The sequence below is a fragment of the Citrobacter sp. Cpo103 genome (assembly GCF_030332605.1).
GTDB lineage: Bacteria > Pseudomonadota > Gammaproteobacteria > Enterobacterales > Enterobacteriaceae > Citrobacter > Citrobacter portucalensis.
On record NZ_JAOWHO010000026.1, the window covers coordinates 37167 to 49988 of the forward strand.

At 47.5% G+C, this 12822-nt stretch carries 10 protein-coding genes; all 10 read left to right on the top strand.

Annotated features, from left to right (window positions below; genetic code table 11):
• The first annotated feature begins 116 nt into the window (after nt 1–116).
• Complete coding sequence (tctD, locus tag OGX89_RS07980; RefSeq protein ID WP_003826032.1) at nt 117–791, top strand: transcriptional regulator TctD; 675 nt, start codon at nt 117–119, stop codon at nt 789–791.
• Nucleotides 778–2190 (top strand): sensor histidine kinase, encoded by a 1413-nt coding sequence (locus OGX89_RS07985; RefSeq protein ID WP_057067654.1) that lies wholly within the window; start codon nt 778–780, stop codon nt 2188–2190. The genes tctD and OGX89_RS07985 overlap by 14 nt, the downstream gene beginning before the upstream one ends.
• Nucleotides 2191–2644: 454 nt before the next feature.
• Nucleotides 2645–4060, top strand: coding sequence for an undecaprenyl-phosphate glucose phosphotransferase (locus tag OGX89_RS07990; RefSeq protein WP_003826035.1), 1416 nt, complete (start codon nt 2645–2647; stop codon nt 4058–4060).
• Nucleotides 4050–5336, top strand: a complete 1287-nt coding sequence (locus OGX89_RS07995; protein ID WP_125112809.1) for an outer membrane beta-barrel protein — start codon at nt 4050–4052, stop codon at nt 5334–5336. Before OGX89_RS07990 ends, OGX89_RS07995 begins: the two co-directional genes overlap by 11 nt.
• Nucleotide 5337: 1 nt before the next feature.
• A complete protein-coding gene (locus OGX89_RS08000) occupies nt 5338–5895 on the top strand; it encodes a polysaccharide biosynthesis/export family protein (RefSeq protein ID WP_003826038.1) in 558 nt (185 codons plus the stop codon).
• Nucleotides 5896–5897: 2 nt separating this feature from the next.
• A complete protein-coding gene (locus OGX89_RS08005) occupies nt 5898–8027 on the top strand; it encodes a GumC family protein (protein ID WP_125112808.1) in 2130 nt (709 codons plus the stop codon).
• The gene (locus OGX89_RS08010) at nt 8024–9235 is read left to right on the top strand and encodes a lipopolysaccharide biosynthesis protein (protein ID WP_125112807.1); all 1212 of its coding nucleotides are present in this window, start codon (nt 8024–8026) and stop codon (nt 9233–9235) included. The genes OGX89_RS08005 and OGX89_RS08010 overlap by 4 nt, the downstream gene beginning before the upstream one ends.
• Nucleotides 9232–10602 carry a hypothetical protein gene (locus tag OGX89_RS08015; RefSeq protein WP_003826045.1) on the top strand — a complete coding sequence of 457 codons (1371 nt, stop codon included), beginning with the start codon at nt 9232–9234 and terminating at the stop codon, nt 10600–10602. The genes OGX89_RS08010 and OGX89_RS08015 overlap by 4 nt, the downstream gene beginning before the upstream one ends.
• Nucleotides 10603–10606: 4 nt before the next feature.
• Entirely contained in the window at nt 10607–11596 is a 990-nt protein-coding gene (locus tag OGX89_RS08020; protein ID WP_125112806.1) for a glycosyltransferase family 2 protein, read from the top strand.
• Nucleotides 11597–11610: 14 nt separating this feature from the next.
• On the top strand, nt 11611–12822 hold the full coding sequence (locus OGX89_RS08025; protein WP_125112805.1) for a glycosyltransferase family 4 protein: 1212 nt from the start codon (nt 11611–11613) through the stop codon (nt 12820–12822).

Here is a 12822-nt window from a genome sequence, read left to right on the forward strand (position 1 = left end):
CGGAAGAAGATTTTTGTGATTATGTGAGCCGATGTGTAGCAGTTCGGTTGCGTGATTGTTAAAACATTAACCTTTCAATTCCCTTTCAATGCGGCAGAAACTTTACAGGATGTGATATGCGTCTCTTATTAGCGGAAGATAACCGTGAGTTAGCTCACTGGCTGGAGAAAGCGCTGGTGCAAAACGGTTTTGCCGTTGACTGCGTGTTTGATGGCCTGGCAGCCGACCATCTTTTACATAGCGAAACGTATGCGCTGGCGGTGCTAGACATCAATATGCCGGGGCTGGATGGTCTGGAAGTCGTTCAGCGGCTGCGCAAACGCGGGCAGACGCTTCCTGTCCTGCTGCTGACGGCGCGTAGCGCGGTGGCCGATAGGGTGAAAGGGTTGAACGTCGGAGCCGATGATTATCTGGCAAAGCCGTTTGAAATCGAGGAACTGGATGCCCGGCTGCGGGCCTTGCTGCGTCGCAGTGCGGGACAGGTGCAAGGCATACAGCAACTGGGGGAGCTGGCGTTTCACGATGAAGGCTATTTTCTGTTGCAGGGGCAGCCGTTGGCGCTCACGCCACGTGAACAGGCGCTGTTGACGGTGCTGATGTACCGTCGGTTGCGGCCGGTTTCACGTCAGCAGTTGTTTGAGCAGGTCTTCAGCCTGAGTGATGAGGTTAGTCCCGAAAGCATTGAGCTGTATATCCATCGTTTGCGCAAAAAGCTACAGGGAAGCGATGTGCGTATTGCTACGCTGCGCGGTCTGGGCTATGTGCTGGAGCGTAGCGATGAAGTGGGTTAAACCCCAATCGTTGTACCTGCAACTGCTGATGTTTTTGGGCTTGCCGCTAATGTTGCTGTGGGGGCTGTCGGCATTTAACAGCTATGTCAGTGCGCTACAGGCGGCGACCCAGGCGTATGACCGCACGCTCCTTTCATCCGCCAGGACCGTTTCCGAGCGGCTGGTGGTGCGCAATAAACAGCTGGAAGTGAACGTGCCATGGGTGGTGCTGGACAGCTTTGAATTGAATATGAATGACCGACTGTACTACAAAGTGGTTGATCCGGCGGGGAAGGTTATCTCTGGTTATGACGATTTACCGGCGATGCCGCCAGCTACCTCGCGCACGCGGCTTTATCCGGCGCTGGCATGGTTTTATCACACTGAATATCGCGGTGAGGCAATCCGCGTGGCACGTCTTCTGCAGCCCGTCAACGAAGGCGGCATTGTCGGCATGGCGGAGATTTATGTTGCCGAAACGCTGCAATCGCGGCGCTATCTGGCGCGACAGCTGCTGTTTTCCTCGTGGGTTTCGCAAGGGCTGCTGGTGCTACTGACTCTGGTGCTGGTTGGCTGGCTGCTGCGCCGGGTGCTACGCCCGATGCGCCAGCTGTCATCGCTGATGGTGCGTCGTGAGCCAGGCTTGCTGACACCGCTGCCGGAACTGCTGCCATGGTCGGAAACCCGTCTGCTGATTGTGGCTTTCAACCGTTATCTGGACCGACTTCGCGGTCTGATCTCTCGTCAGGAGCGCTTCAGCGCGGATGCTTCCCATCAGCTCAAAACGCCGTTGGCGGTACTGAAAACTCAGGCATCGGTGGCTCTCGCCAGCACCGAACCGCGGCAATGGTATGAGAGTTTACAAGCCATGAGTAGCACGCTCGATAATACCATTCAACTGACGGAGAGGCTGTTGCAGTTGTCTGCGGTGAAGCGCAAGGAGCAGGGGGAAAGGCATTTCTCGCCGGTTAATCTGTATGAGGTGGTGCAAACCAGCTGTTTTACCCGACTGGCGCAGTCGCGTAGTAAAGGGATCGATCTGGGCTATGAAGGGGAACAGGACGCGGTGTGGGTCGAGGGAGATGAAGTGCTGCTCGGTGAACTGTGTGGGAATCTGCTGGATAACGCACTGAAATACACGCCGTCACAGGGGATGGTGACCGCCCGACTGCAACGAGAAGGAGAGGCCGTGGTGCTGGTGGTCGAAGATAGCGGACCGGGCATAGATGAGCAGATGGTTCATCAGGCTCTGCTACCGTTTCATCGTCTTGATAACGTAGGCAATGTCCCAGGCGCCGGGATCGGCCTGGCGCTGGTCAATGATATTGCTCGCCTGCATCGCACGCATCCTCAGCTAACGCGTAGTGAGACATTAGGTGGGCTGAGGGTTCAGGTACGCTTTTTAAGCGTTACCGTATGAGGTATTCATGGTGATGATATTTGTTGTTTAATTATAATAAAAAGTAATTAATTGTATTATTAATATCATTTGAAATGTTGTCTTAAGGCAGCTGTTTTTATTTTAATTACTGTATTAAACAGTAACGCTAAAGTGATTCAACGTCACTGAAACAATACTTTTGTGCAATTTATCATACATAAAACACTTTTTCATAGACCATGAGATGTTATCTGTCAATAGCGATAATGTTGTTAAAGGTTATCTTTTTTGCTGAGGTAGATAAAAATCCTATTGATATCAACTGCATTAAAATCATATAGATACGATTTCACTGGAGAGGGTTGTCACAGTAATGAGTATTATTTTTTACATTTACTGACAATGTGCCATTGCGTTTTTTAGACTTGTGATATAATTAGCAACATGAAATGAGAAAAAAACAATTAAAGATCAATAAATAATGGGCTGAGATATGCTTAAAAAATCGCTAAAGATTAGCAGCCAGGGATATCCAGTCTTTTTAAAACTGGTCGATTTCATTGTTATCAATGTGACGTTAATTTTTAGCGCCCATTTGCTGGGTTTGGTGCCCTTTAACACCATTGCCATTTTGAGTCTTCTCTTCTCCATCTTTTTCTTGCTGTTTGCTGAATACATTAAAATGTACCAGCAAAAGATTAAGACGATCGGTTTACGTAATCAAAAGCGCTTGGTTTTTTGTACGCTGCTGGCGATTTTTTTTAACGAACTGGTCAGTATGACGGTGGCTGAACCTGAGTCACTGGGCTACTTAGACAGACTGCCTTCCCCTTTTTATTCAGCCATTATTTACTGGTACTTCATTCCATTACCTTTTCTTTACTACATTCGTTTTTTTATTTTTAAGTATTCAACGAAAAAGAGTATACGGGTGGCGATTATTGGTCTGACCGACAATGGTCTGGCCGCAGAAACCGCGCTAATGAATGAATACGCCAATATCACATTAGATCTGGCCTTTTATGATGAGCGCGCCTTATCTCGTTGTGGCGATGTCGTTGATAAGGTTAAAAGTCCCTTTCGTGGTCCGGTTATCAATCTGGTCGAGGAAGCCAAGAAGGGAAACATAGACGAAATCTATATTGCTTTACCGATGGTTGCTTTACATCGCATTCGTCACTTTTTGGCCATGATGTCAGACACCACCGTAGATACCTATATTGTCCCTGACTTTTATACCTACAGTAACAACATGTCCAAGTTACGATCCATCCACAATCTGCAAACTATCGGTATCTTTAGTTCACCTTTTGAGGGGGCTGGCTCGTTTATTAAGCGGGCGGAAGATTTGGTTCTTGGCAGCGTCATTATGGTGATGATTTCCTCCCTGATGCTGGCGATTGCCATTGGTATCAAACTCACGTCCCGTGGGCCTGTTTTTTTCAAACAGGACCGCTATGGCTTGAGCGGGCAAAAAATTAAGGTCTGGAAGTTTCGTTCTATGCGCGTCATGGAGAATTCCGATACGGTTATTCAGGCCACTAAAAACGATCCACGGGTAACCAAATTCGGGAGCTTTTTGCGCCGCACTTCGCTGGATGAACTTCCGCAATTTATTAATGTTTTGCAGGGAAGTATGTCGATTGTCGGTCCCAGACCTCATGCGGTTACGCATAATGAGCAGTACCGCAAACAGGTCGAAAATTACATGATTCGCCATAAAGTTAAGCCAGGGATCACTGGGCTTGCGCAGATCAACGGGTTCCGTGGGGAAATCGATGCGCTTTATAAGATGGAAAAAAGGGTTCAGTACGATATTGAGTACATTCAAAACTGGTCGTTATGGTTGGATATAAAAATTATTATTAAAACTATTTTCAAAGGATTTGTCGGTAAGAATGCATACTAAATTACTCGTTATTACCGGAATCGTGATATCGCAGTCCGCATGGGCTGATTTAACACCGAAATCACACATTGGCTTTGCGGGGATAGACTTCCAGGGCAAGGTCGCTGTGGACTATGGTTATAATGATAACGTGTCTTATCAGCCACATAGCAGCGATGCTATCGGTTCCTCGTTTCAGAGTGCTGCGCCCGTTCTGAGTATGATTGGAGAGCGTGGTCAGGATAAGTATTTGCTGATGTACTCTGGGGATTATCGTAACTACTCAAGCGATTCTGCTGATAACTACAACGATCATTTTTTCCGTTTTAACGGTGCCTGGCGTTATGGGCTCATGCATGGCTTAACCCTCAATCTGGAGGATTCGCTTGGGCATGAATCCCGCGGCCGTGATATCACCGAGGGTTTTCTACCGAGTCAGTTTGAGCAGTATGGGATTAAATCTCCGCTGACGACGAATTTTATCAATAGTGAATTGCGTTACAGCTACGGTGCGCCTGATGGTCGCGGCAAAGCGGAACTGGCATTGTTATACAAAAAACTGACTTTCGGTAACACCTCTGATGTTCGGGACAGCAGTGAGGACTTCTACAATTATATTCAGGAACAGGAATGGCATGAAAATAGCCTGATAGCGGAAGTTTTTGACCAATACTCATCCAGAACGCGCTTTCGCTATAGCTTTATTACTAACCAGCGTCGCTATGATAACAACTCAGATAAAGACACTAATGAGTATTATTTGCTGTATGGCCTGAAGTCGCAGTTGACGGGGAAAACCAATGTCGACATGAATATTTCATGGCTGTATAAAACATTTGAAAACAACGCAAACTCGCATGATTTTAATGGTCTAAACTGGGACATAAAAGCGGAGTGGAAGCCGTTACAGCAGTCTGTTTTCACGGCCCATTCTGCGCAAAGCATTAAAGACCCATCGGAAGTTGGGGGATATATTTTAGTGACCCAGTATGGCCTTTCTTACCAGCATTTCTGGTTAGGTACTCGTTTTTCTACTTTATTGGACTACTCATTCACTTCGGAAGACTATAAAAAACAGAACAAGGATCGGCATGATAAAGATGGCGTGTTTAGCGTCACCATGAGCTATGACTACACGCCGTCGGTTAATTTTGAGATTAAATATCAGATAGATACATTAAATTCGAATAAGGATACTGACTCGTTTTATATCGGTCCCAACGACAATCAGGAAGTCATTAGAACGTTGGGTTATGATAATTCTATGATTATGCTTAAAGCTAAGGTTCAGATCTAAAATGAAAATAATAGAACTGTGCGCGGTTTTGCTATTCAGTATCCTGTTGGTCGGATGCACAGCGTCCAGCCCGCGATTAATGGACGATCCTGCTACTGTTCAGCAGGATTATCGGCTTGGGGCGGGGGATACGGTCAATATCGCTGTTCATGGTCAACCCGATATGACGATGCGGTTTATTTTGGATAAGAGCGGGGAAATTAATTTCCCGTTTGTTGGTGCTCTTAAATTACAAGATAAAACCGTTGATCAAGTGACTAAAGAATTAACTCAACGCCTGACCGGAGATTATTTTACATCTCCGATGGTGACGGTGAGTATTGCCGAGTTCCGCAAATACTATGTTTCAGGTGAGGTAAAAAGTCCAAATGGCTTCGCCTATGAGCCAGGGCTTACCGTCGAGAAATCTATTGCGCAGGCGGGTGGATTTACAGATCGTGCTGACCGAAAAGATATCAACATTCGCCTGTCAGGGAGCAATCAGCTGCTTGAGAATGTCGATTTAACGCACTCTGTTCATCCTGGGGATGTCGTGATTATTGGCATGGGGTTCTTCTGACGATGAAACTATCAATAGTGGAAAACGGCAAAAAACGAGAAAGCAGTGTCGAATTCTCCCGCTTTGCCAAAGAGCTGAAAAAGAACGCCTGGAAAATCGCGCTGGCCGGTATCGTTGCCGGGGTCGTCGCGTATCCGTTAATCAGCATGATGTCTTCAAAGTATGTTTCAACGGCGACGGTGCTGATTAAGGCGCAGGCTGATAACGTTTCTCCGTTTCCACAGGTTGATGGTTTCGATTCAACGCGCAGTGGTTACTACGAAACACAATATGCGTTGATGCATTCACGTATTGTGCTGGAGCAAGCCGTACGTGATATGAAGCTGGATGAAAACCCGGAGTTTACCGGGGAAAAAGCCGGTGCTCAGGGGGCTGATAGCAATGAAAGTCGACAACTGAGAATGGAGCAAGCGCTGAAAACGCTGGCGAAAAATCTGAATGTCATTGGTATTCGTACGACGAACCTGGCGTCTATTACCTATGAATCAACGTCCCCTCAGGTTGCGGCTGACATTGCGAATGGCGTCGCGCAGGCTTTCATCAACTACACGGTGGAGCAGAAACGCCTGAAGGTGGAGAAAGCTCGCGAACTGAATTTTGAAAAAATGGAAGAGATTCAGAAGTCGATAGCTAAGCAAAAAGACGAGATGGACAGCTATCTGAAAAATGCCGGGCTGCTGACCTTCCGCGGTATCGATGGTTTTGAAACCGAGCAGTTAAGTATCGTAACCAATCGCCTGGCCGATGCGACTCAGCGTCGGGTTGCCGCTGAATCCGTCTATAACGAGGTGAACGGGGGAGGTAAGTCCATTGAGAGCGTTATCTCGCTGCCTTCGGTCTCTAACCACGCTCAGATCCAGGATTTGCGCATTGCGTTGATTCAGGCGCAACGAACGTTGTCCGAACAGCGTAAAGTCTATGGGCCAAAAAATCCTGCCATTTTAAAAGCAGAAGCCGATGTTCAGTCGATCCAAAGCCAGACCGGACGAGTGTTGGGTGAGCTGAAGGTCGGTTTACGTCAGCAATATCTGGCGGCGCTGGCGGACGAAAAAAACTATCAACAACAGGTGGATGAGCAGAAAGAGATCTTCCAGAAAATGGCGTCAAAACGGGATGTCTGGAACAGTCAAAAGCTGTCGTTAGATAAAATGGAAGACCTGTATAAATCGCTTTATCAACGTACTCAGGAGCTGTCGCTGTCCGGCGTGAATGCCGATGCGGTGTTATACGACCCTGCGGTACCCGCGTTAAAACCGGCGAAACCGAATAAATCTTTGCTGTTGCTGATGGTGGTCATGCTGGTGGTGGTGTTCTGCATCATGTATTTCATTGTCAAAGCGGCAATGGATAACTCAATCGGTACCCTCAGTCGCATGAAAAAACGGCTCAATGTTGTTCCGTTGGGTGAAATTCGTCGTTTTAGCGGAATCTCAGGGCGCGCGCAGGTGCGGGACATGATCATGAAGAACCCGCTTAATGCCGATATCGTGCACGGTATCCGTACCCGGATTATGCTGGATAGGCGACCTTTACAGACGCTCGCCGTGGCGTCAACGGAGCACGGCGATGGGCGTTCTTTGTTGGCGAATCTGTTAGCGAACTCTTTTAGTTTCGACCAGAAAACACTGCTTATTGATGCGGATTTCTTTAACACTGGTGGGCTCACATCCGAGCTGGCGTCAGCTACATCCGCAGGCTTAGCGGAACTGCTGCGCGGGGAGGCAGAGCTTGAACAGGCGAGGATCAAACTCAGTGATAATCTCGACTTTATTCCACACGGCAAGAACACCATCTCATCTTTACTGATGCTGTCTTCGGAGCATGTTGAACTCTTAATGCGCGAGCTGAAATCGCATTATCAGCGCATCATTATTGATGTTGCTGCCGTGAATCAGAGCCAGGATGTTCAACTGATCAAACGTGCCGTCGATGGCGTTGTTTTCATTGTGAAAGCCGGGGTGGGGTCGGCGGGACAAATCGCCAACGCGCTGGATAAGATCGAGGAAAATAACGGCGTGGTGATTGGTGCGGTGCTCAATGCAGTTGAAGAAAAGGATCTTGAGACGCAAGAGGGTCTGCGTTCACTGAACTTCAGTACCGATCAACTGATGGCAACGCCAGGCCGCGTATGAGTCTACTGAAGAGCGCTTCCACGATAGCCGGTTCATCAGTCATCTCGCAGTTGATTGGTGCACTGTCTATTTGGTTGATTTCACACAAGTACGATATGGCTGAAGTAGGGCTTTATGCGCTCAACTACAGCATCGCCGTGGTGGGCGCTCAGGTGTGTACCTTTGCATCACAGCTGTTAATTCCTAAACAGCAGGATGACGAACTGGTGCAGAATGTCGTGTTTTGCTTAATACAAAGCACGATCATTGCCTTACCGTACGCCGTACTCACCGCGTGGCTGTTTTACCAGAACATCCTGTTTCTCTATTTGCTAACGCTGGCAACGGCGTGGGTTTTAATCTCAGAAAACCTGTCGCTACGCACGGCCAACTTTCGTTTTCTGATTTTCCAGCGTATTTCTGTTTCTGTGGTCGTTGTACTTTCCGTTCTTCTTACGCACCATGTACAACTATTTTATTGGTCGTGGGCCTGCGCGACGATGGTGCTGACCATAAACTGTATTTTGCATTCGTTTGATATTCGTTCGGTGGCGGCCAGACATCTGCGACCCGCCAGTAATTGGCATTTTTTCAAACAGAATATTCATCACATTACCAAAGTGGGCAGCGCGGAAGTGCTGGCGATGGCCAGCAGCAATTTGCCTATTATGCTGATTAACTTTTGGTTCTCGGCGCTGACGGCGGGTTATTTTTCCGTGGTTAGCCGCTTTTGCCTGGCTCCGGTGGTGATCATCGGGAATGCGGTGCGCAATACTATTTTTTCCAAATGGTCTATCGACTTCAGAAATAATACCTTTAACTATCAGGAGTATACCAAGGTACGTATGCTATTGCTGGTATTAGGGGTTATCTGTACCCTTGGGGTTTTTATTTTCTATCCGATTGTGATGCGCCTCGGTTTTAGCGAAGACTGGATTAACTCCATTGAGACGTCACGCTACATGTTGCCCTATTTATTCCCTGCGCTGGCGATAAGCCCTCTGACGGTGATAGAGCTTATTTTTGGTTCCCATCGCTATTTTCTGCGCATCCAACTGGAACAGCTGGCGATTGTACTCTTCGCTTTTGTTGTGACGCCCTATTTTTATAAAGATTATGCAACGTCGGTCATCTTGTTTTCTTCACTGACATTTATTCGCTATGCCTTCATTTATCTAAAAATGAATAAGCGAGCCAATCTCCTGAAAGACAAGCCGGTGATACTATGACGCTTAATACCGGATACTATTTACAGGTTTATACCTTTGTCACGCTGATCCTGTGTGGCCTGGTGCAATACTTTACCGGCATGCAGTCAGTGCTGTGGATACCTTTTTTCCTCACCTTATTGATGGTGGGATTATTGGTGATGCAGACGCGTGATGGCTCCTTACATCTGGATGCCCAGGAGACGATTGTCCTGGCATTGTACTTTTCGTTTCTGGTGCTGGCTGGAGCATCGACGCTGATTCAGGGCGGGATCACCGTCGCGATTGTGGCATTTAAAAACGAAATTGCGCTGTCGCTGGTGATGATCTGTTTGCTGCTGGGCTTTTGCCGGGAGTCACAGATTTACCGCGCAACGCGCTATCTGTATTGGGTGTTTTACGCGCAGATTCCGGTAATGATTTATCAGGTGTTACTGGTCGTTCCCCAGCGCGTCGCGGTGCGTGGTGAAGATGAGAAATGGGACTCCGTGGTTGGCACGTTTGGCGGTGACCCCATGGGGGGCGGGAATACTGCCGCAATGGGCCTGTTTTGCCTGTTAATTATGTTGTTAAAAGTCTCAGAATATAAGCATGGACTCACCACGTTCAAATCCATGGCGCTGCATATTGTTCTCGGTATCGGGTTATGCATCATTGGTGAAGTAAAGTTTGTCATTCTGCTATCGCCTATATTCCTGGCGTGGGTGTGGCTTTCACCGAGCTACGTCAAAGACGTTAGTAAGGTCAATCTGAAGACGTTATTGGTTATTGTGGCGGGAATGCTGTTGCTTATTAGCCTGTCGATTGTGATCCTCGCGTACTATTATTCTACGGCGTTCGGTGGCGATCCATCGAAAAGCTCGTTAAGTATTTTTATCGACTCCTTAAGCTATATCTTTGATCCGAACTACATTATGTCTACCGGTGAGTTAGGGCGCTTTACGACGTTCCTGTTCTGGTTGAAAAATAACGATCTGTGGGGGCTTTCAGGAACGTTATTTGGCTACGGACTCAATGCAACTAACAGTGGTAGTACGGTGTCGCCGGGCTTTTTGAATATTATCTACAACTTAATTCTTGACTCGACTTCCCTGAGTATGCTGCTGTGGGAAGTGGGGGTGATCGGCACGTTGCTCTTTATTAGCTTATTCATTTATATCCTGAAGGTTTGTCAGCCAAAGCCATTACTGATGCTTGAGCAACTGGACCAGCAGGATCTTCAGTTGTTGAGCTTTGCACCGGCGTTTAACGCTTTTGCGATTAGTTGCTTAATTAGCTTACCTTATAGCCAGATACTGATGATTACACCGATGTTACAATTCCTGTTCTATTTATCACTAGGATCAAGTTTAGTGATTCGTCGAACCGTCCTTCGCTGCGTAGGGTAATTGTATGGACCAAAAACCGTTTATTTCAGTGAGTATTAAAACACTCAATGAATCTAAATGTATTGAGAAGACGATTGACAGTATCCGTAAGCAGCTTATTGATTATCCACACAAAATTATTGTGGCAGATAGTCTGTCAACGGATAACACCCAACAGCTTGCGATCGATAAAGGGGTGACCGTAGTGTCCTTAACTGACCCTGGCGATCGCTGCTGTGGCGTCGGGCACCAGTTAGGTTATCTGTATAGTGAAGGGGATTATCTGCTGCTGATGGACGGCGACATGGAACTGGAAGAGGGCTTTGTGGATCAGGCGGTCGCGTTTTTGCAGGCCGAACCAGAATATGCAGGCGTTGCGGGAACCGTTGAAATGGACGATGCCGTTAACTATGAATTTAAATCGCGTAAGCAACGCATTAATAAAATCTATCCACTCGGGGATAGCGATCATCTGGGTGGCGGTGGGCTGTATCGTCGGTCGGCAATTGAAAAAATTGGTTATCTGACTAACCGTAATTTGCACGCGTATGAAGAGGCTGAACTGGGCCTGCGTTTAATCGAAGCAGGCTATAAACTGCGGCGTCTGGATATTCCTTACTTCAGCCATACGTCACATACGCTGCCGACGTTTAAGATGCTGGCGCGGCGCTGGACCAGCGGTTATTACCAGGCACCGGGTGAGCTTTTGCGTTGTAGTTGGGGGAAGCCTTGGTTTTCCCAGTCATTCAACATCGTGAAGAATGAGGCGGTATTTGCGCTTTACCTTATTCTCTTATTTGTGGCGCTGCTCAGTTTAAATATCAATGTGTTTGCCGTTGCGCTTCTACCATTACTGGCGTTTGCTTTGTTGAAGATTGTGCAAAACCGCTCGTTAACAGATGGGCTGCAAAGCGTTATTAATTTAATCGTACGCTCAGCGGGGCTGATCAAAGGTATTTTTTATCCGGTACGCGATCCGCTGACTCCGCCTAACAGTAAAATCATTCATGAATAACCGGGGCAGGCGCCATGAAAGTATTATTGGTTAACAAGTTTTTTTTCATCAAAGGCGGCGCGGAAACGGTTTATTTTCAAGAGCGCGATATGCTGAAACAGGCCGGAGTGCAGGTTATTGATTTCTCTATGCAGCATGAGAATAATTTCCCCTCGGACTATACGGATTATTTCGTCAGTAATGTGGACTACCACAAAGCGAGCAATCTGCTGGGTGGTATCAAAACGGCGGTTAACTTTATTCATAATTCGCAGGCCTGCAAAAAAATGCTGGCGCTTTTAGAAAAAGAGCGCCCGGATATCGTCCACTTTCACAACATCTACCATCAGTTAACACCGGCATTGATTAAAGTTGCGCGCAATTTTGGCTGCAAAACGGTGCTGACTGCGCATGACTATAAGATTGTGTGCCCCGCGTATTCCATGCTGCGCGACGGCAAAGTGTGCGATTCCTGTATTACCGGAACGGTTTTCAACGCCTTCAGGTATCGTTGTCAGGAAGGTTCAGCCTCAAAAAGTTTACTGCTCTCCCTGGAGGCAACCTGGCAGTACATTGCACAAAACTATCAGGCACTGGATGTGATTGTTTCACCAAGCGTTTTTTTACGCGGTGTTTTGCTGCGCACGCTGCCAAATTCGCGCATTGATGTCATCGTCAATGGCGTTGATGATAGCCGTCCCCTGGCCGAAGTAAGCGATGAAGGCTATATGCTGTACTTTGGCCGTCTGAGCCGTGAAAAGGGCGTGGCAACGTTGTTGGCAGCGCATAAAAAAATGCGGAACAGAGCGCCGCTGAAAGTTGTGGGGCACGGTCCGTTGCATGATGAATTAGCCGCCAAATACCCTGATGTTGATTTTTTAGGTTATGTGCAACAAGGGGAGGCGCTCGATAAGCTTATTAAGCATGCGCGAGCGGTGATCCTGCCTTCAGAATGCTATGAAAACTGTTCTATGGCGATATTAGAAGCGATGTCCTTAGGCAAACCGGTTATCGGGTCGCGCATCGGCGGTATACCGGAACAAATTCGTGACGGTGTCGAAGGGATTTTATTCGAACCGGGTAATGTGCATGAGTTAGCCAATGCGATGGACGCTCTGGCTGACTCGCCTGAGAAGGCGAGGAATATGGGCTTACAAGGTCGTGCACGGTTGAGTGAAAAATATGCGCTGAGTAAACATATGGATACCCTACAGGCGCTGTATAAAGAACTGCTGAGCAGGCCATAG

What these genes read in the sequence shown, in the direction of transcription:
- tctD (WP_003826032.1), top strand. Translation starts at nt 117, where the DNA reads ATGCGTCTCTTATTAGCGGAAGATAACCGTGAGTTAGCTCACTGGCTG.
- OGX89_RS07985 (WP_057067654.1), top strand. Translation starts at nt 778, where the DNA reads ATGAAGTGGGTTAAACCCCAATCGTTGTACCTGCAACTGCTGATGTTT.
- OGX89_RS07990 (WP_003826035.1), top strand. Translation starts at nt 2,645, where the DNA reads ATGCTTAAAAAATCGCTAAAGATTAGCAGCCAGGGATATCCAGTCTTT.
- OGX89_RS07995 (WP_125112809.1), top strand. Translation starts at nt 4,050, where the DNA reads ATGCATACTAAATTACTCGTTATTACCGGAATCGTGATATCGCAGTCC.
- OGX89_RS08000 (WP_003826038.1), top strand. Translation starts at nt 5,338, where the DNA reads ATGAAAATAATAGAACTGTGCGCGGTTTTGCTATTCAGTATCCTGTTG.
- OGX89_RS08005 (WP_125112808.1), top strand. Translation starts at nt 5,898, where the DNA reads ATGAAACTATCAATAGTGGAAAACGGCAAAAAACGAGAAAGCAGTGTC.
- OGX89_RS08010 (WP_125112807.1), top strand. Translation starts at nt 8,024, where the DNA reads ATGAGTCTACTGAAGAGCGCTTCCACGATAGCCGGTTCATCAGTCATC.
- OGX89_RS08015 (WP_003826045.1), top strand. Translation starts at nt 9,232, where the DNA reads ATGACGCTTAATACCGGATACTATTTACAGGTTTATACCTTTGTCACG.
- OGX89_RS08020 (WP_125112806.1), top strand. Translation starts at nt 10,607, where the DNA reads ATGGACCAAAAACCGTTTATTTCAGTGAGTATTAAAACACTCAATGAA.
- OGX89_RS08025 (WP_125112805.1), top strand. Translation starts at nt 11,611, where the DNA reads ATGAAAGTATTATTGGTTAACAAGTTTTTTTTCATCAAAGGCGGCGCG.